Source organism: Marinobacterium profundum (assembly GCF_001528745.1).
Classification (GTDB): domain Bacteria; phylum Pseudomonadota; class Gammaproteobacteria; order Pseudomonadales; family Balneatricaceae; genus Marinobacterium_A; species Marinobacterium_A profundum.
The window spans coordinates 44,645-63,362 of the sequence record NZ_BCNS01000142.1; the positions used below are offsets into that span (position 1 = coordinate 44,645).

Here is an 18,718-nt window from a genome sequence, read left to right on the forward strand (position 1 = left end):
TAAGAGGTTTATTCCCATGGCGAGTTTAACCATTGATAACGTTACCAAGGCATACGGTCAGACCCAGGTGCTCAAGGGCATCAATATTGCGATCGAAAAGGGCGAGTTTCTGATCCTGGTGGGGCCATCCGGTTGCGGCAAGTCCACCCTGATGAACAGCATTGCCGGGCTCGAAGATGTTTCAGGTGGTCGTATTCTGATCGGCGATGCCGACATTACCGAGGCTGCGCCCAAGGACAGGGATATTGCGATGGTGTTCCAGTCCTACGCCCTCTATCCGAATATGTCGGTGCGTGAAAATATCGCCTTTGGCCTGGAGATCCGCAAGGTGCCCAAGCCTGAGCGCGAAAAGGAAGTACAGCGCGTGGCCAGCCTGTTGCAGATCGAGCCGCTGCTGGATCGCAAGCCGGGGCAGCTGTCCGGTGGTCAGCGTCAGCGTGTCGCCATGGGCCGTGCCCTGGCACGTCGTCCCAAACTCTATCTGTTCGATGAGCCGCTTTCCAACCTTGATGCCAAGCTGCGCGTTGAAATGCGCACCGAAATCAAGAAGCTGCACCAGCGTCTGGGCACCACTATTGTGTACGTGACCCATGACCAGATCGAAGCCATGACCCTGGCGGATCGCATTGCGGTGATGCGTGGCGGTGAGCTGCTGCAACTCGGCACACCGCAGGAGATCTACGACAACCCGGAAAATCAATTCGTGGCAGGCTTTATGGGCTCGCCGGCGATGAACTTTGTCCCCTGTACCCTGGTGGCCAGTGACCGTGGTATGGGCGTCGAGATCACGGACGGGGAGGGCAATCCGTCCTGGCTGCCGGTACCCAATCCTGAACGCCTCAGTGCCTATGTCGGCAAACAGGTGATTCTGGGGCTGCGGCCTGAAATGGTTACCGATCCGGTGCCCCACAAGGCCGACGATGCCATGGTGCAGCATGTGCCAATGAAGGTGCTGGTGACCGAGCCCACAGGCGCCGATACCATGCTGGTGTCCGAGATCAATGGTGTTGAAATCAACTGTCGCATTAATCCAGGCTACAGCACACCGGTGGGGCAGGTAGTACCGCTGATGTTCGATATGAGCAAGGTGGTGTTCTTCGATCCGACCACTGAAGAGCGAATCGACCGCGCCTAAAAAGCGCGGTACAGCTGCAACCTAAGTTCAGAAAACGCGCAGCCCTGGGAGGCTGTCCGGGAATACAGGCCGTAGCGAGTTCAGGTGACTCGCAGTCGGTTATGCATTGTCGGGCAGTCTCCTTAGTGCTGCGCACTTGTTTCTGCTGGGCTGAGCCTGTTTAATCGATGAGTTACCGCTAACATTCAGCTGTTGAAGTAAAGCATTCAAAGGGATAGATACCGATGAGTTACACGCCATCCAGCGAGCGCTATGCGCAGATGAAGTACAACCGCACCGGACGCAGTGGCCTCAAGCTGCCTGCGCTCTCCCTCGGCCTCTGGCAGAACTTTGGTGAGAATGCCCCAATGGACCGGGCGCGGGATATCTGTCGCACGGCCTTTGATCTGGGTATCACCCATTTTGATCTTGCCAACAACTATGGTCCACCACCGGGGTCAGCCGAAACCTTTTTCGGTCAGATGCTGAAAACCGATTTTGCCGGTTATCGTGACGAGATGGTTATTTCCACCAAGGCGGGCTATCGCATGTGGCCGGGGCCCTATGGCGAGTTCGGCAGCCGCAAGTCGCTGTTATCGAGTCTGGATCAGAGCCTGGGTCGTTTGGGGGTGGAGTACGTTGATATTTTCTACTCCCACCGCTTCGATCCCGAAACGCCGCTGGAAGAAACCATGGGTGCGCTCGACAGCGCCGTACGTCAGGGCAAGGCGCTCTACGCCGGTATTTCGTCCTACAGCGCGGCTCGCACTCGGGAAGCGGCGGCAATACTGCGAGAGCTGGGTACGCCTTGCCTGATTCACCAGCCGAGCTACTCGATGCTCAACCGCTGGATTGAAGACGATAGCCTGCTGGATACGCTCGATGATGTGGGTGCAGGCTCCATCGTCTTTTCGCCTCTCGCCCAGGGCATGCTGACAGACAAGTACCTTAATGGGGTGCCGTCAGACAGCCGTGCCAACCAGAACAGCTCGCTGAATCCAGGGCTGCTGTCTGATGACAATCTGGCGCGCATTCGTGGTCTTAACGCGATTGCCGAGCGCCGTGGCCAGACCCTGGCGCAGATGGCGATCGCCTGGGTGCTGCGCAATGGCCGCGTCACCTCAGCCCTGATCGGTGCCAGTCGGCCTGAACAGGTGATCGACAGTGTGGCGGCACTCGACAAGCCTGATTTCAGTGCCGAAGAACTGGCTGAAATTGATCGCTTTGCCACCGAGGGGGGGATCAACCTCTGGGCCAAGTCGTCTAATGACTGAGCGGCTTGCTCGATGCGCAGTCGCTGATTAATGCGAAATATACAATGCGGGGCCTGCAGGTCCCGCATTTTGCGTTTGGGGCTCTTGTGCTCGGCTGTTTTATTCAGCCCTGCTTAGAGCTGAGTTTCGATCCAGCGCTCAGCTGTGCAGCAAACAGGCTTTAATATCAATTTGGCGGCACAAACAACAACACCCGGCACAGGGCCGGGTGTTGTTTATCGGGTGTTGCAGTTGCCAGTGGTTGCTTTGCTGCCGCTTTAGCGAGCAGGCACGGCGATTGCGCCCGTGTTGCGCTCACTGGATTTCAGATCGAACAAGCCGTAGCGTCCGACCACCAGGAAGCACAGTGCCGGTACGATAAAGGACAGGGCACTGCCGTAACTATCGATAATGGCGCCCTGGAACAGGGGCAGAATAGCCCCGCCAAGGATGGCCATCACCAGGCCCGCGGCACCGAATTTGGTGTCTTCCCCCAGGCCCTCAAGGGCGACGCCGTAAATGGTCGGGAACATCAGCGACAGGCAGCCGGAAATGGCGACCATGGCCCAGACACCCAGCATATTGGGGCTGGCGATCATGATCAGGCAGAGCACGCAGGCCAGTACCGAAAGGCCTGCGAGCAGGGCGCTGGCACGGACATAGCCCATAAGCCAGGTCATGACAAAGCGCGCCAGCAGGAACAGGATCAGGCTGTACTGCAGGAAGTCGCCGCCGCGTACTTCGTCGACCGACAGTGCATCCATGACGTACTGGATTGTAAAGGTCCAGACACAGGTCTGGGCGCCGACATTGAAAAACTGTGCAAGCACACCAAAGCGGTAGTGGCGATTACGAAACAGGCGCTTGAGAGTGGCGCGAAACTCGATTTTTCCGTTCTGGCTATCCTGAGTCTTAGCGGTGGAAGCGTCATCTGCGCGCGGCATTGACATGCGTGCCACCAGTACCCAGATCAGCAGCAGTACAAAGGCCATGCCGACGTAGGGCAGCATCACGGCATCAAGTTCGGCGCTCTGAATGGCAACCAGCTGCTCTGCCGGCATGGCAGCGCGCTCCAGCGCTGTGGCGGGGTTTAGCTGCGTCAGTATCAGTGAAGCACCGAGGAAAACCCCCAGGTTGCAGCCGACCGGATTGAACGCCTGGGCCAGGTTTAGCCGTTTGGTGGCATTGCTCGTGGGGCCCATGGCGATCACGAAGGGATTGGCCGAGGTTTCGAGTATCGACAGGCCTGCGGCGAGAATGAACAGGGCTGCCAGAAAGAAGCCGTAACTCAGTGTCTGGCTTGCAGGGTAGAACATGAAAGCGCCGAGTGCTGCGAAGCCAAGCCCGGTCAGAACCCCTGTCTTGTACGAAAAGCGCCGGTTGATAAAGGCCGCCGGCAGTGCCAAACAGAAGTAGGCACCGTAGTAGGCGAACTGCACCAGGGCGGACTGCAGCGAGCTCATGGTGAAGATCTTGCTGAACACCTTGACCAGCGGATCCGTCATGTTGGCAGCTACACCCCAGGCTGCGAAGCAGGTGGTTAGCAGAATAAAGGGCAGAATCATGTCCCGAAAGACCAGTGGTGTTTTCTTGTTCATAGGCGCCTTTGTCACTAAAGCGGCCGCAGGGCGGCAGTTGGGTTTCAGGTGACATTGAGCCACGGCAATATCAACCTTAAATGAACGGCGCGGCGACGCTTTGTAATTTTTGTAATCTGGCTATTTGCTAATCTGTATAGGATGGCAGCCTCAGTAGCAGGCAGATTTCAGCCGGGCTGCTACTATGAGCGCTTTGGCATTCAGGGAGGCGCGCAATGACTACAGACAGCATTCTTTTCCCCGCTCTGGTGCAGCATCAGGACGATGCCGAGCTGAGCTTTATCGCATCCCCGGATGACTGGGCCAGTCGTGCGCTGGAGACGCACTTTTACCGCGGCGTTCAACCCGGTGATCGGCTGATCGATAGCCAGGGGCGTGTGTACTGGCTGTGTTGTACCGGCGCTGTAGTGATTCCAGAACGCAGTGATGAGCTGTTGACGCTGCCCCAGATACTGGCGCTGGTGCGCGGCCATGCGGCGCTGCAGAACAGTTGCTGTGTCGGCAAGCTAGGGGCCAGGACTATAAGTGAAGCTATACATCTTGTAGCGCACTTAACTGATTGATAAAAAATGATTCCTGTAACACACTTTGCCTGACTCTAAGCATTCGTACAGGACATCATGGCTGACTTTAAAACCCATACACTCGTTGCCACCGTGATCAGCGGCGGGCTCGGTATAGCGGCGCTGGCCACCGGCATGGCGACGCCCGCAGAGGCGTTTTGCTACTGGCTGGCGGGTACTTTGGGTGGTTTGCTGCCGGATATTGATTCCGATGAGTCCCTGGCCCTGCGTATCGTCTTTCGGCTTTTCGGTGCCCTGGTTGCGGGCTTGCTGGCGTTTTACTGGATGACGACGCTGCCGGCCTGGCAGGTCGTGTTGCTGGCCGGCAGCGGCTACCTGATGGTGCGCTTTGTGCTTTTATGGCTGTTTGCCCGCATTACCGTTCACCGTGGCATGCTGCACAGCCTGCTGGCCAATCTGCTGTTTGGCGTTATCGCTGTTTTGATGTCTTACCACCTGTTTGCACTGGATGCCCGCCTGGCCTGGGGGATTGGCGGATTTGTGGTCATGGGGGCTACGGTGCATCTGTTGCTGGATGAAATTTACAGCGTGGATTTGTCGGGCATGCGCATCAAACGTTCTTTCGGCACGGCGCTTAAAATAACCGACTGGCAGCGCCCGGGCCTGTCGCTGCTGATGCTGTTATGCAGCCTGGGCGGTTTCTGGCTGAGTCCTGGGGCCAGCGCCTGGCTGCAGGGGCTGGATCTTGCGTTGCCGCAAAGTCTAGGGCATGTGCTGGAAAGCCTTAGGGTGTCTGGCCTGGATATGTTGGCGGTGGATGTGCAGAGTGTGCAGGATGTACTGGCCTGGCTGCGCCGGGGGTGGCAGGATTTGCGCGCCGTCTGATGCCCTGGCTCTTTCTTTGAACACATACTCAGGAGACATGCATGACAGAGTGCAAGGTGACAGGTCCAGACAAGAGTGAGACTCAGGCGTCCCTCGGCTTGATGGGTATTCACCATGTGGCGATCATCAGCCATGACTATGCCCGCTCACGCCACTTCTATGTTGATTTGCTGGGGCTTGAAGTTATTGACGAAAATTACCGAGCTGCCCGGGATTCCTACAAGCTGGATCTGCGGCTGCCCAGCGGTGCGCGCATAGAGCTGTTTTCCTTTGCGCAGGCGCCACCAAGACCAAGTACCCCCGAAGCCCAGGGTCTGCGTCACTTGGCGTTTGCCGTGGCAGATATCGATACTGCCATAGCCTACCTTGAGTCGCACCAGGTGGCTGTGGAGCCGATCCGGGTGGATGAATACACCGGTCAGCGCTTCACCTTTTTCAAGGATCCGGATGCGCTGCCGCTGGAGCTGTACGAAGTTTCAGCAGGGCCCGGTCTGGTGAATAATCAGAGGAACAACTGATCATGACGACCTCGCCGCTTGTCCTTGAATGGCCCATTCTGGATAGTGAAACCGCATTCGATGCCGGTGATTTCTGCGTGACATCAGAATCGCTGGGGATAGACAGCAAGGTGCCCATTCGCATCGAGCAAACCACCCTTGCAGGTGGCAAGCAGCAGGGTGTCAGACTGATCACCCTGTCGGTGGGTGAAATGACGCTACGCGTGGTGCCCTGTCGCGGCATGGCGGTGCTGGATGTTGTTCAGGGTGCCACCCGCTTTGGCTGGGACTCCCCGGTCAGCGAGGTCGTGAATCCGGCGTTTATCAATCAGGAGGCCTCGGGCGGCCTCGGCTGGCTCGACGGCTTTAACGAAATGCTGGTTCGTTGCGGCTATCAGTGGGCCGGGCATCCGGGCCAGGATGGTGACGAGTTTCTGACCTTGCACGGCCGCATCCAGAATACCCCGGCGTCGCGCGTCTTGCTGCGCATTGAGCGTGACCCTCCCTATCGCGTGACTTTGTCGGGGCGGGTGGACGAAAAGCGCTTCAAGTCCACCAATTTCGAAGTCTGGATGCACCTGTCCATGGTGCCCGGCGAACCCTACCTCAAGGTGCAGGACAGCCTCACCAACAAGGGTGTTTATGCACGGGAATATCAGGTGATCTACCACAACAACTTCGGTGCACCTGTGCTCGAAGCCGGTGGCCAGCTGCATGTGCCGGTCGCCGAGCTGTCGCCATTCAATGACTATGCCGTAAAAGGGCTGGATGACTGGAACCAGATTCCTGCGCCAACCCGTGATTTTGATGAAATGGTGTTCAATGTGCGCCCGCTCAGTGATGAGCAGGGCGAGACCCGCTCTCTGCTGCATAACGCCGATGCCAGCCTGGGGATCGAAGTGGCGTACCAGGCCGATACCCTGCCGGTGCTGACGATCTGGAAGAATACCGATCTGCCGGGGCAGGGCTACGTTATGGGTATCGAACCTGGCAGCAGTTTCGCGTACAACAGGCGTTACCAGCGTCCGCTGGGCCTTGTTCCCAGTATCCAGCCAGGTGAAACGGTCCAGTTCTCGCTGCGCTTTGGCTTTTTGACAACGCCAGAAACAGTGTCAGGGTCGCTCAAACAGATTCAGGCCCTGCAGGGCGACACCGAGCCCCTGGTCAAAACGCAGCCGCTGGTGAATCTCCTCGATTGACGGCAGGGACTGCGTCTCTTGTGAAGGGTTATCAGACCTGGCTGGCAGCGGCGCGGATGCGGTCCAGCACCTGGATAACGGCACTGGACTGCTCCAGATTATTCCAAGCCTTGCCGGATTCGATCTGCTGGGCAAAGGCGCTGACCATGCTCGCGTACTGGTTCTGCGGTGCAATCTCGATCACTTCGCCGCCACCGAGTCCGCCTTCTGGCGCCAGGCGAATACGCACGCCTTCGTTGGGGGCATTAAAGGGAATCTCCAGTTCCGCCCAACCCTTGCTGCCCAGCATTAGCAGACGCTGATAGCGTGCGCCCTGGGTGCAGACGGTCAGGCTCAGGGTGCGGCCCTGGCCATAGTCCAGCAGGGCACTGGTCTGGCGGTCGATACCAAACTGCGGGTCAAGATCGATGCTGCTCTGCACGCCCACGGGCTCGGCACCGAAGCACCAGCGTCCGGCCAGCACCGCGTAGCAGCCGATATCCAACAGGCCGCCGCCGCCCCATTCGGGCACGTTGCGCACATTGGCTGCATCACTCAGGCCATAGCTGAACACCGCATGCAGCGCTCGCAGATCGCCGATGGCGGGCAGAATGCGCTGGTGGATGGCACTCCACTGGGCATGATGGCACACCATAAAGGCTTCCATCAGGGTACCGTCGAAATTCGCTGCGGCATCGAGTAGTGGCTGCAGGTCGTCGGAATTCAGCGCAATGGGTTTTTCACACAGAACGTGTTTGCCGGCGGCCATGGCCTTGATGGCCCAGGGCACATGCAGGTGGTTGGGCAGTGGAATATAGACCGCATCTACCTGATCGTCAGCCAGCAGTGCCTCGTAACTGTCGTAGCTGCTGGGCGCACCCACGCTCTGGGCGAAGGCCTGGGCCTGGTCAAGCGAACGTGATGCCACCGCCTGAATGGGATAGCCGGCTTCCAGAATGGCCGGTGCTACCTGGGTACGGGCTATCTTGGCACTGCCCATAATTCCGAATCGAATCACTGATTAATACTCCCTGACTGATGTAGGCCGCTAGGACTTTCCCCTTGGCCCGCCATCAAGTCAAGGCTTAACAGACGGTTGATCAGTGACTCAGAGGTTGCTTATTCACTAAGTTGACGTAAACGTAAACGGTGTTATGCTCGGTGCTCGTTTTCAAGGGGATAACCGCATGACCCGAGCCCTGATTGTCGCCGCCGTTCGTACCCTGGATTCGCTGGGGTCGCAACAGCACTGTCTGGATCTGGAAGCCCGCATTCGCGCCCAGGGCCTGGATATCCATGAGCTTGTGATTGAGCCCCTGAGTACTGACTGGCACAGCCCGGAACCCGAGGATCATTTTCGCAGCGGTTGTGCGCCCATCGAAGCCCTGGCCCGCGCCCATGCATTGATCGGTGAAGGTACCCAGGCGGTGCTTATCCGCGGTGAAGATCTGATCAAAAGTGGCTATAGCCGTGAAGAACGGCATCGGCTGATGGCGGTCTATGGTGCTGACTACCCGTTGACCCAGGCCTACACTGAGCTGGCCGAGAATTATCTGGCACGCCAGAATCTGGATGCCGAACGCTTTCGCGAACTGGCCCAATGCCTGTTCGAAAACTACAGCACGACCTACCTGGACAGCCATAGCGGCGAGGGCAACTCGCCTGAGCTGCCGGCGGATGCCTGGTATGAGCCTGTTACCGCACTGTTTCGTGGCGTGGATTGCGCTAACCCGATGGTGGACTTCAGCGGCCGTCTGCTTATCTGCAGTGAGGCGCTGGTAAACACTCTGAATGTGCCGCAAAACGAGCGCATCGAAATCAAGGGCGTGGGGCTGCGCCGTCTGGCAGGGGATGGCCGTGATCATATAGCCGAAATTGCCGGTTACGATCATCTGCGCAGCGCCTACAATGCCTGCTGCTCTATGGCCGGCATCGACTTTGCCCAGCGCTTTCGTGCAGGCGATGCGCTACTGGAAACCTATACCTGCTTTCCTGTTGTGCCCATGGCATTTTTGCAGGTCAGTGGTCTTATCGATGTACTGGATGAGATGCCGGATTTCCTTGCCCGTCACAGTGTGACTATTACCGGTGGCATGAACCTGGCGCGTGGCGCCTGGAACAACCCTGCGCTGAACGGCTTGATCAGCATGCATCATCGCCTGCTGCAGGGTGATGAGCATATTGGCCTGGTGCACGGTAACGGTGGTCTGGGGTATCGCCAGGGGGTGGCACTGCTGGTGAAGGCCGCTTGAGGTGGCATCAAGCTGAGGCGAAAGCCTGGTCGTTAAACGCGAAAAACCGCTGTCCTTGAGTTAACTCAAGAGCAGCGGTTTTTGGGTCTCCAGCGTTATTTCTAATTCATCGAGTGTATGGGTGCTGCGGCTGTTGTTACTGCGCCGCTTGCAACTGACCCCGGACCGCGCCGCCGGGGTGTGACGGGTTGTGCACGTTGATGTAGTAGTCGCCCGGGTTTGCCAGGATGCGTTTCACCATGCCGGATTCGTGGGTCGGAAACTTGCCTTTCTCGTATTCGCTCACGCAGTCAGCGGCATCACCGTCTTCCGGCCCTGCCAGGGCTGCGACCACGGGGCCGTTGCTGCCTTTCTTGCCATGATGGATATGGGCCGCCATGCCGGAACCCACCGGAACCATTTCAATGCCCGAAACCTGGAGTGCATAACACAGGGTCATTTCGTCGCCATCGACGCCAAACACCATGGCGTGTCCCTTGCCATCGCTTGCGCCCATGGCACCAATTTCCTGGTCCCCCGAGAGGGATGCGGTCAGCAGGGTGTTGGTGTGACCGGCCAGAGCCAGGGGTGCGCTGGCGACCAGCAGTCCCAACAGGCTGGTGCGAACAGCGGCGGCGATATAATTATTTTGCAGTTTCATGCTGTATTCCTTATAGATCCTGAAAATGGCGAGGTGGCCGTCGTCCGTCGCTGGCCTCCTTGACTACCATTACGCTACTGGGCGCGTTTTGGATGTATCAAGGTGCAAAAAAGCGCAAATAAAACCTAAACAGAGGTCTGGCTCCGTTGCCAAAGTACTGCCGAGGCTGACAGTGCGGTGGTCAATCGGTATGGTGTCAGCATTATCGTCAATGCCGGAATTAAGCCCTCTCCATGCTAAAACTCACCAACCATGTGTCCATACCCGACGACGAAATTGAGCTCAATGCCATACGGGCTCAGGGCGCGGGTGGGCAGAACGTCAACAAGGTCTCAAGCGCGGTGCATCTGCGCTTTGATATCAGGGCGTCATCATTGCCGCAGGGCTACAAGGAAAGGCTGCTCGAAATAAAGGACTCGCGCATTACCAAGGATGGTGTGGTGGTGCTCAAGGCGCAGCAGCACCGTACCCAGGAGCGCAATCGCGAGGATGCGCTCAACCGCCTGCGGGATCTGATTCTCGGCGCCATGGTGGTCCAGAAAAGCCGCCGCCCCACCAAACCAACCAAGGGCTCTAAGGTGCGCAGGCTTGACAGTAAAACCAGGCAGGGCAAGACCAAGTCGCTGCGCGGCCGGGTTGATCACTAACGACTGGTTTAGGTTATGCCCAGCAGCATGATGGCGCGGTCAGCGACTTGCTGCACATCCTCATACTGATGGGTGACCATCAGCAGCGTCTTCTGTGCCGCTTTGGCGGTGCGTCTTGTCCAGTCGGTGGCGCGCTGGCGACTGTGGGGGTCGAGTTCGGCGAAGGGCTCGTCCAGCAGCACTATGGGTTCGGGGCGCAACAGGGTGCGAATCAGCGCAATGCGTTGGCGTTGGCCACCGGACAGCTCAGTGGGCCTGCGTGCCAGCAACTCGGCCACTTCCAGCGTATCGAGCGCCGACTGCAGGGTCTCTTTAGGCAGCGTTGCACTGAGGCCCAGGCTCAGATTGTCGGCAATACTCAGGTGCTCAAACAGGTTGTGATCCTGAAACAGCATGCTCACCGGCCTTTGCGCAGCACCTAGCCCCAGCAGGGATTGGCCCTGCCAGTCGAGCCGGCCGCAGTGGGCCGATGCAAAGCCTGCGATGCAGTCCAGCAGAGTGGTTTTGCCAACACCGCTGCGCCCCTGTATGGCCAGAATCTCACCGCGTTGAACCTGCAGTGAATAACGCAGCGGCTGCTGATCACGCAGCACCTGCAGATCCTCTATATCAAGCATCCTGTTGTCCTTTCTCGAAGTGCTGAAACAGCCAGACCACCAGTGCACAAATCAGCAGTAACAGCAGGGAGGCAACCGAAGCCTCGCCCATGCGGTAGGTACCGGCGTAGCCGTAAATCAGCCAGGGCAGGGTGGTCCAGTCGCTGGTGCCGAAGATGGAAAAGATCGCCACATCCCCCATGGCAAGCAGCAGCATCAGCGCAAAGCTGGTGATGCAGGCGCGGCGCATATAAGGCCACTCAATGCGCAGGCGCTCTTGGAATCCGAGTTTCAGTGAGCGCACCAGACGCTCATACTGACGGTCGAACTGCAGCAGTCGGGGGCGCAGTTGCTGCACGGCATAGGGCAGGATCAGCACCATATTGAGCAGCACCACAAACAGCATGCCCCAGTGATCCAGATCCAGGCGCGGCAGCAGCAAAATATAGAGCCCGACCGACACCACCATGGCCGGTGCCACCAGGGCGTGGGTACTCAGCCAGTCGCACAGTAGCGCCAGGGTATTGCGGCCTTCAGTGCGAGCAAAACGCGAGGGCAACAGCGTGGCGTAGGCGAGTAACAGGGCGCCAGTACCGGCAATGGCTGCGATGAGCAAGGTAATGAATGCAGGCCGGGCTATAGCCAGCCAGTCAAAGCGTGCCAGGTTCACCTGTAGTACGCCGGGCACCAGGGCCAGCAATGGTAACAGCAGCGCCAGCGCGGCCGTGGCGTATAGCAGCCGGTGCAGGCGCTGCATGGCGGCACCGGGTTTGGGTGTCCAGTGCTGTTGGGTACTATCAACGCCCAGCCACTGGTTACCACCGAGTCGGTTCAGTAACAGGAAAAGGCTGCCGGCAATCAGCAGCTGGGTCCAGGCCAGCGTCAGGGCTTCGGGGATATTGAAGTCGTACTTGAGGGACTGATAGATTGCCACTTCCAGGGTGGTGGCTCGAGGTCCGCCACCGAGGGCCAGCACCACGGCAAAGCTGTTAAAACAGAGCACGAACACAAAACCGAACAGCTGCAGCATGCCGGCACGCAGGGCCGGCCATTCGATCAGGCGCAAGCGCTGCCAGGCTCCGAGCTTGAGCTGTGCTGCCAGCTTCCAGCTGCTGTCGGGAATATGCTGCAGCTGCAAGAGTTGTACTCGAATGGCAAAGGGCAGGTTCAGATACACATGGGCGATCAGGATGCCGGGCAGGCCGTAGAGGTTCCAGTCTTGTCCAAGCCAGGGGCTGATGAGTCCCTGGCGCCCGAGCAGCGCCACCAGTCCGGTTATCAGGATAAGTGTTGGCATCACGAAGCTGAGCACACACAGGCTCAGAAAGCTCTGACGCAACCAGAGCCCTGGGCTGTAATAGAGTGCTCTCGCCACGGGCCAGGCGAGAACGAGCGCCAGCAGAGCGCTCAAGCCCGCCTGTTTGATGGAAAACCAGACAACGCTGTGAAAATAACCATCTGATAGCAGGCGGGTGTCCAGGCGGCTCTCAGTCCCCGAGCTATCAAATCCGATCAGGCCATAGAACGCCAGTACGGTGACAGCCAGGCTGAACCCCAGGGCCAGCATGCCGGCAGCAAGCATAGCGGCAGTTACTGTGCGGCGCTGCTGCGCCACTCACGCAGCCATTGCTGGCGCGAGGCACCGGCTTCTTCGGCGCTAAAACCAATACGCTGGGGGCTGATTAGCTCGCCGAATACCGGCGGTAGCTCAACATTGTCTATCACCGGCAGCATCCAGTTGGTGACAGGGATAATGGCCTGGGCTTGGGGGGATACCAGAAACTGCAGGAAGTCGCGTCCCAGGTCTTTGTTCTGGCTGGTGCTAGTGATGGCGGCCAGTTCTATCTGTGCCACGTGACCTTCACTGAACGGAGCGGCGCGGTACTGCGTCTTGTTTTCGGCCACCACATGGTAGGCCGGCGAGGTGTTATAGCTCAGCACATAGTCGGCATCGCCCGCGAGAAACAGGCTATAGGCTTCCCACCAGCCTTTGGTGACCGTGACCGTATGGCGGGATAACTGTTGCCAGGCCGCCGGCGCTTCATCGCCGTAGACCGCCTTGACCCACATCATCAGGCCCTGGCCCGGGGTGCTGGTGCGCGGGTCCTGGTAGATCACGCTGGCATCGGACTCGATCAGCGCCCGCAGAGAGGTTACCGGCTGGCTGATTTTGCTGCTGTCATAGATAAAGGCAAAGTAGCCAAAATCAAAGGGTACGAAGCTGTCGTCCTGCCAGGCCAGCTCCTGGCGCAATGGGCTAATGCTCAGCCCGTGGGGCTCAATAAGCCCGGTGGCACGGGTGTCCACGCTCAGGCCATCATCAATGCCCAGAATCACATCTGCCTTGTTGTTCTCGCCCTCGATCCGCAGCCGATTGAGGATACTGACGCCGTCTTCCACCGCCACGTATTCCAGATCACAGCCGCACTGGGCTTCGAAGGCCTGTTCCAGCTGCGGACCTGGCCCCCATTCGGATACGAAAGAGTCATAGGTATAGACGCGCAGATCCGCGGCCTGGCTGGCCTGGGTGAGTCCGAACGCCAGTGCTGAGCACAGGCCTATAATAGTTTTCATGCTAATCCTTCAATGCCGGTGGCAGACGCCGGACATCATGGCAGGTACACTGCGCCGACCGTGGGTCTGTAATGGGCCCGGATTCTAACGCAGCCGGTAGTTTCAGTCATGCAAGCAGCGCCCTTTTCCGCCGTACAGCCCGTCGTTCAGTCTGCGATTCACCTATATATGCAACAGCACCCTGAGCTGGCCTCGGTATCGCCACAGTGGCAGCCCATGGCCGGTGGCAGCAGCAATAGGCTCTATAGTTCGGTCGCCGACTCGCTGGTGCTGCGGGTGAATGCTGCGCCCGAGCAGGTGCCTGGCGTTGATCGCAGGCGCGAGGCCGATGTGCTGGCACAGCTGCAGGGGCAGCCCTGGGCGCCCTGGGTACTGCACTGTGCCGTGCAGCCCAGCGCAGAGGGTGATCATGGCTGGCTGCTGACCCGCTGGCATGGCGAGAGCCCTGTAAGTGAATTGACCAGAGCGCAGCGCGCTCAACTGCGTGATGCCGTGTCCGCCTGGCAGGGACTTGAACTGGATGTGGATGTAGCAGGTCAGGAAAAGAGCCTGGTAATGGATTACGACGCTCTGCTCGCAGGCTACGGCGCCCAGCTTGTCGGCCTGCCGATGGAGCGCGCCCTGCAGCAGTTGGTGGTTCGCGCAGCACGGGAGCTGGCATTGTTGCCCGAGATCCCCCAGGTTCTGACGCACCATGATCTGCATCCCGGCAATCTGTGCCTGAACGCAGGCGCGCTGGTGGTGGTGGACTGGGAATATGCGGCTCTTGGCTCTGCCTGGTTTGATGCCGCCGCCCTGATACAGCGCTGTGGCATGAAGGCGGAGGATATCGCTGCGCTGCCGGCATTTGCGACTATCGATGCAACACAGTTGGTGGACGGTCTGATGAGGGCGCGCTGGCTGTGTGAAGCGCTGGAATGTCTCTGGTACTGGGCCCGTGGCCTGGCCGGCACTGACCGCAAGATGGCGGATTTGATGCGCGACACCCTGCGGCTGTTCAAACAGCCTGAATTAACGGTGGCGGGCTGACGTCCCTACTGGACCACCGATCTCGACCAAGTAGGATGCAGCGAAGAGAAACCCATCAATGGTCCATTGTTGGGCTAGGTCTCTTCGGGCCTGCAACCTGCGGCCATATTAAAAACAATGCTTAGAGTACAGTGTCGCCCATTCCCATGGGGTATTCCGCACAAGCGGCTTTGGCGGGGACATAACATCATCTTGATCGATCGCTCAAATTAAGACTTGAACGGTCGTTCATGTTGGATTACCATAGTCCTAACTTGAACAAATGATCAAGTTGTTGCAAGAAGGGCTGCTTACCAATAGAGCGGCCCGACAACAGATTTATTTGGATCACACCAGGAGAGATCATGACTGAATTTAAGCTTCACACTATGGAATCCGCCCCAGCCGACAGCAAGCCGCTGCTGGAGGATTCCCTCAAAGGTTTCGGCATGATTCCCAATCTGCACGCCGTAATGGCAGAAGCACCTGGGCTGCTGGAAGGCTACAAGCTGCTGCACGAATTCTTCCAGAACACCTCGTTCGACAAGGATGAACTGACCGTGGTGTGGCAGACCATCAACGTAGAGCATGAGTGCCATTACTGTGTACCGGCTCATACCGGTATCGCGCACATGATGAAGGTTGATGGCGCATTGACTGAAGCGCTGCGTAACAGCACCGCCATGCCCACGCAAAAGTTGCAGGTACTGCACGATACGACTCTGGCGATAGTGCGTAATCGCGGCCACCTGAGCGAAGCTGAAGTTGAAACCTTTTTTGCGGCAGGATACGCTCAGCGCCAGCTGCTCGAAATCGTACTGGGCCTGTCGCAGAAGGTGATGAGCAACTATGTAAACCACCTCGCCAACACGCCGGTCGATAAAGCGTTTGAGAAGTTCTCCTGGCAAAAGCAAGGCTGAGTGTTTGAAGTTGAAGGCAGGGCGCCGCCTGGGGGATTTGTCAGCTGACGCTCTGTTTACTTAGCTAATTTTTCCAGAATTTTCAGCAAGGGTCTGACTTTCAAGGTGGCCTGAATGATTAAAGTGTCTGTAATGTATCCCAAGGGTGCCGATATCCATTTCGACACTGATTATTTTTTGACATCCCACAAACCGCTGGTGGTCAAGTTGCTTGGTGATGCGCTAAAAGGCGTTGAGGTTAACTTCGGTCTTGCAGGGCCTTCCGGTAAAGCGGCACCCTATATCGCAATGACGCACCTGACATTTGAGTCTATGGAAGGGGCTCTTCAGTCCTTTATGCATCATGCGCCAAGGCTGTTAGCCGATGTAACCAACTACACCAATGTCCAGCCGCAGCTGCAGATTAGCGAAATAGTTCAGTAAGCCGAGCGATTCCGCGCCCGCACTGCTGGGCGCTCAAGCTGCTTTCAGGGCAGGTTCTGTAGTCCCGCTTGCGTTCGTATAGGAAGAAGTACCTTTGGTCGCCAAAGTCAGAAACAGAGTGATATTTAGCTCGTCCAGGTTTTCCGTCAATCTTGTGACCTATCCCACCGATCACAAGGTGATGCGGCATATAGACCATGCCCCCGAAAGGAAGTACTACAAGTTAAATTTTGTACTCGTAAAGCCTGAATTCGGTGGCGTTTTCGACTGTGAAAAATGCATTCTCAACCTGTTTGGGCGCATCTATCTTTTTCGGCCAGATCAATATGAACATAGCGTTTCCCGCATAGAGGCGGGCAAGCGCGTTTTGTTGAGCTTCGCATTGAGTATCTAGCAATAATCTTGGTATTTTCCGCTGTGTTCCTGCCGCAAATGCTGGTGCCGGAAATGATGACGGTCTTTAAATAAAAAGAGCGAAGCCTGTGGGTGCAGCACATTTTGCCTGCAGGCTTCGCTTGAAAGTACAGTCTGGCGGCGATGCCGCCGGAGCTGCGTTGCCGGTAACGGCAGGGTGATGTAGGGGTTTGAAACAAAGGATTTGAGACAAGAGCCTGGGCAGATGGGTGCTGCCCGGGCTTTTTTGTCCCTCGCACTTGCGTGCCAGGGGCAGGCCGGTGTTAGAGATAGCCCTCGGCTTTCACCCGTCGGCTGTGCGGGCGGGGCTTGGGAATAGAACCGCTTAGCGTGGCGCGTTGAGGCGCAGGTTCATATGGCGGTTGACGTCTTTGTACAGCAGGTAGCGGAAGCGGCCCGGACCGCCGGCGTAGCAGGCCTGGGGGCAGAAGGCGCGCAGCCACATGAAGTCACCGGCCTCGACCTCGACCCAGTCCTGGTTCAGGCGATAGACCGCCTTGCCTTCCAGTACATAGAGTCCGTGCTCCATGACGTGGGTTTCGGCGAACGGGATAACACAGCCAGGCTCGAAGGTGACGATATTCACATGCATGTCATGGCGCATGTCGCTCATGTCGACGAAGCGGGAGGTGACCCAGTGCCCGTCGGTGTCGGGCATCGGGATTGGCTCGATATCCTGTTCGTTGGTGACGAAGGCTTCGGGATGGGGCACGCCTTCCACCGCCTGGTAGTACTTGCGAATCCAGTGGAAGCGTACCGCCTGATCGCTGTTGTTGCGCAGACGCCAGTCGGCGGCGGGCGGTATAAAGGCATAACCGCCTGGTTGCAGGCGATGGACGGTGCCTTGCAGCGTCAGCTCGACTTCGCCCTCGACCACGAAGAGGACGGCTTCTGCGTTCGGATCCTGCTCCGGCTTGTCGCTGCCGCCGCCGGGGCTGACTTCAACGATGTACTGGGAGAAGGTTTCGGCGAAACCGGACAGCGGTCGTGCCAGCACCCAAAGGCGGGTGTTGTCCCAGAAGGGTAAATGGCTGGTGACGATGTCCCGCATGACTCCCTTGGGAATAACGGCGTAGGCTTCGGTGAACATCGCGCGGTCAGTCAGCAGTTCCTGTTGGCTCGGGTGCCCGCCCTGGGGGGCGTAGTAGCTGTTCTTGGACATGAATGCCTCTTTGGTTGGTGGTCTTGATCCGCGATCGCCCTGTCCTGAACAGGACATGCCCGCACTGGAAGAGCCGGGTATGGAGACCGGGATCGGTCATTTGGCTAACGCGTTAAAGTACGCGACTGGGCGCCGCTTGCTGAGATGGGTCAATGGTCACACTCTATAGAATCAACAGATGTATTCTCAAATTAAATATTTGGATAAGAAGTATTCGATTATCGAATACTTCATCATCATCAGGCTCATTCAATGGAGCTAATACTGCCCGATGACGAATTCGCAGCATTCAATGCGTTATTTCTGGGTACTTAATTGGCATCCAGCCGAAACAGTGCAGGCCCCAAAGTGCTGGGCGCCTGCTTGTGGTGACTGTTATTGATCACAGGATCTATGGGCACGACTTCCAGCGCGCAGGGGAGGCTGGGCATCAGCAGCGGCATCAGGTGGTGTCCGTCGATGGTTGGATCCAGCCATCGCGCCCACAAATCGGCCGGCAGCATGACAGGTTGGCGGTGGTGTATCTGCTCCATTCCGGGGGCGGCGGCTGTGGTGAGAATGGTGCAGCTGTGTATTGTCTCGGCGCCATGCCCCCATTGCTCCCACAGGCCCGCAAAGGCAAAGACAGCGTCAACCGGCTGGATGGAGTAGGGCTGCTTGTGGCCCGCTTCGGTACGCCACTCAATGAAAGATGACGCCGGAATAATGCAGCGCTGGTGCTTGAGCGGGCCGCTAAATGCCTTGCTGCTCGCCAGAGTCTCTGCCTTGGCGTTGAACATCGAATAGCGCGTGTCCGGTTCCCGTGCCCAATGCGGCACCAGCCACCAGCGCATGTTTTGCAGAACGTTCTTCTCTTCCACCTGCCGTATCACCGGCACCTGCTCCGTCGGCGCCAGGTTATAGCGCGTCTGGATGCGAAGGCTGATACCCAGTTCATCCAGCAGCCCCTGAGTGAATGGATCGTCAATCACGTTGTAGCGTCCGCACATATCTCAGTACCCACGTAAACTCTCTGGTTATCACAAGATAGCAA

The 18,718-nt window shown here is 57.9% G+C and carries 19 protein-coding genes; 11 read left to right on the forward strand and 8 right to left on the reverse strand.

All coding sequences use genetic code 11. The features are described 5' to 3' along the window. Positions 1–16 precede the first annotated feature (16 nt). Together MPRO_RS16775 and mgrA are read left to right on the forward strand one after the other, a co-directional pair. Complete coding sequence (locus tag MPRO_RS16775) at positions 17–1,135, forward strand: ABC transporter ATP-binding protein (RefSeq protein ID WP_067295381.1); 1,119 nt, start codon at positions 17–19, stop codon at positions 1,133–1,135. A gap of 224 nt (positions 1,136–1,359) precedes the next feature. Beyond that, positions 1,360–2,388, forward strand: coding sequence for an L-glyceraldehyde 3-phosphate reductase (mgrA, locus tag MPRO_RS16780; RefSeq protein WP_067295385.1), 1,029 nt, complete (start codon positions 1,360–1,362; stop codon positions 2,386–2,388). A gap of 257 nt (positions 2,389–2,645) precedes the next feature. Here mgrA and fucP read toward each other — a convergent pair whose 3' ends face one another. Then, positions 2,646–3,965, reverse strand: a complete 1,320-nt coding sequence (gene fucP / locus MPRO_RS16785) for an L-fucose:H+ symporter permease (RefSeq protein WP_067295389.1) — start codon at positions 3,963–3,965, stop codon at positions 2,646–2,648. 215 nt (positions 3,966–4,180) lie between these two features. Here fucP and MPRO_RS16790 point away from each other — a divergent pair, with 215 nt between their 5' ends. From MPRO_RS16790 to MPRO_RS16805, 4 genes are read left to right on the forward strand one after another with little or no spacing between them, the layout of a single operon-like run. Further along, on the forward strand, positions 4,181–4,528 hold the full coding sequence (locus MPRO_RS16790; protein WP_067295392.1) for a DUF4144 family protein: 348 nt from the start codon (positions 4,181–4,183) through the stop codon (positions 4,526–4,528). Positions 4,529–4,585: 57 nt separating this feature from the next. Continuing rightward, positions 4,586–5,374 carry a metal-dependent hydrolase gene (locus MPRO_RS16795; RefSeq protein ID WP_082708907.1) on the forward strand — a complete coding sequence of 263 codons (789 nt, stop codon included), beginning with the start codon at positions 4,586–4,588 and terminating at the stop codon, positions 5,372–5,374. A 41-nt stretch (positions 5,375–5,415) separates the two neighbouring features. Beyond that, a complete protein-coding gene (gene gloA2, locus MPRO_RS16800) occupies positions 5,416–5,892 on the forward strand; it encodes an SMU1112c/YaeR family gloxylase I-like metalloprotein (RefSeq protein WP_067295396.1) in 477 nt (158 codons plus the stop codon). Positions 5,893–5,894: 2 nt separating this feature from the next. Beyond that, positions 5,895–7,070 carry an aldose 1-epimerase family protein gene (locus MPRO_RS16805; protein ID WP_067295399.1) on the forward strand — a complete coding sequence of 392 codons (1,176 nt, stop codon included), beginning with the start codon at positions 5,895–5,897 and terminating at the stop codon, positions 7,068–7,070. A gap of 31 nt (positions 7,071–7,101) precedes the next feature. Here MPRO_RS16805 and MPRO_RS16810 read toward each other — a convergent pair whose 3' ends face one another. Beyond that, complete coding sequence (locus MPRO_RS16810; RefSeq protein WP_158651847.1) at positions 7,102–8,067, reverse strand: Gfo/Idh/MocA family protein; 966 nt, start codon at positions 8,065–8,067, stop codon at positions 7,102–7,104. A 169-nt stretch (positions 8,068–8,236) separates the two neighbouring features. On the opposite strand from MPRO_RS16810, the gene MPRO_RS16815 reads away from it, so the two are divergent. Then, entirely contained in the window at positions 8,237–9,301 is a 1,065-nt protein-coding gene (locus MPRO_RS16815; protein ID WP_067295405.1) for a hypothetical protein, read from the forward strand. A gap of 136 nt (positions 9,302–9,437) precedes the next feature. Here MPRO_RS16815 and MPRO_RS16820 read toward each other — a convergent pair whose 3' ends face one another. Next, positions 9,438–9,941, reverse strand: a complete 504-nt coding sequence (locus MPRO_RS16820; protein ID WP_067295407.1) for a CHRD domain-containing protein — start codon at positions 9,939–9,941, stop codon at positions 9,438–9,440. Positions 9,942–10,174: 233 nt separating this feature from the next. On the opposite strand from MPRO_RS16820, the gene arfB reads away from it, so the two are divergent. Then, a complete protein-coding gene (gene arfB, locus MPRO_RS16825) occupies positions 10,175–10,588 on the forward strand; it encodes an alternative ribosome rescue aminoacyl-tRNA hydrolase ArfB (RefSeq protein WP_067295408.1) in 414 nt (137 codons plus the stop codon). An 8-nt stretch (positions 10,589–10,596) separates the two neighbouring features. Here arfB and MPRO_RS16830 read toward each other — a convergent pair whose 3' ends face one another. Genes MPRO_RS16830 through thiB form a run of 3 tightly spaced genes read right to left on the reverse strand, consistent with a single transcriptional unit; the run spans position 10,597 to position 13,758 of the window. After that, complete coding sequence (locus tag MPRO_RS16830; RefSeq protein ID WP_067295411.1) at positions 10,597–11,205, reverse strand: ATP-binding cassette domain-containing protein; 609 nt, start codon at positions 11,203–11,205, stop codon at positions 10,597–10,599. Continuing rightward, complete coding sequence (locus MPRO_RS16835; RefSeq protein ID WP_082708909.1) at positions 11,198–12,799, reverse strand: ABC transporter permease subunit; 1,602 nt, start codon at positions 12,797–12,799, stop codon at positions 11,198–11,200. The genes MPRO_RS16830 and MPRO_RS16835 overlap by 8 nt, the downstream gene beginning before the upstream one ends. Beyond that, positions 12,775–13,758: a thiamine ABC transporter substrate binding subunit gene (gene thiB / locus MPRO_RS16840; protein WP_067295416.1), complete on the reverse strand. Its 984-nt coding sequence runs from the start codon at positions 13,756–13,758 to the stop codon at positions 12,775–12,777. The genes MPRO_RS16835 and thiB overlap by 25 nt, the downstream gene beginning before the upstream one ends. Positions 13,759–13,926: 168 nt before the next feature. Here thiB and MPRO_RS16845 point away from each other — a divergent pair, with 168 nt between their 5' ends. From MPRO_RS16845 to MPRO_RS16855, 3 genes are all read left to right on the forward strand, one after another. Next, positions 13,927–14,787 carry a phosphotransferase gene (locus MPRO_RS16845; RefSeq protein WP_158651848.1) on the forward strand — a complete coding sequence of 287 codons (861 nt, stop codon included), beginning with the start codon at positions 13,927–13,929 and terminating at the stop codon, positions 14,785–14,787. Between the two features lie 344 nt (positions 14,788–15,131). Beyond that, the gene (locus MPRO_RS16850) at positions 15,132–15,686 is read left to right on the forward strand and encodes a carboxymuconolactone decarboxylase family protein (protein WP_067295426.1); all 555 of its coding nucleotides are present in this window, start codon (positions 15,132–15,134) and stop codon (positions 15,684–15,686) included. Between the two features lie 114 nt (positions 15,687–15,800). Then, the gene (locus MPRO_RS16855; protein WP_067295429.1) at positions 15,801–16,109 is read left to right on the forward strand and encodes an EthD family reductase; all 309 of its coding nucleotides are present in this window, start codon (positions 15,801–15,803) and stop codon (positions 16,107–16,109) included. A gap of 739 nt (positions 16,110–16,848) precedes the next feature. Here MPRO_RS16855 and MPRO_RS16860 read toward each other — a convergent pair. Together MPRO_RS16860 and MPRO_RS16865 are read right to left on the reverse strand one after the other, a co-directional pair. Further along, positions 16,849–17,685 carry a bifunctional allantoicase/(S)-ureidoglycine aminohydrolase gene (locus MPRO_RS16860; protein ID WP_067295432.1) on the reverse strand — a complete coding sequence of 279 codons (837 nt, stop codon included), beginning with the start codon at positions 17,683–17,685 and terminating at the stop codon, positions 16,849–16,851. A gap of 311 nt (positions 17,686–17,996) precedes the next feature. Next, the gene (locus tag MPRO_RS16865) at positions 17,997–18,674 is read right to left on the reverse strand and encodes an SOS response-associated peptidase (protein WP_067295436.1); all 678 of its coding nucleotides are present in this window, start codon (positions 18,672–18,674) and stop codon (positions 17,997–17,999) included. Positions 18,675–18,718: the final 44 nt, after the last annotated feature.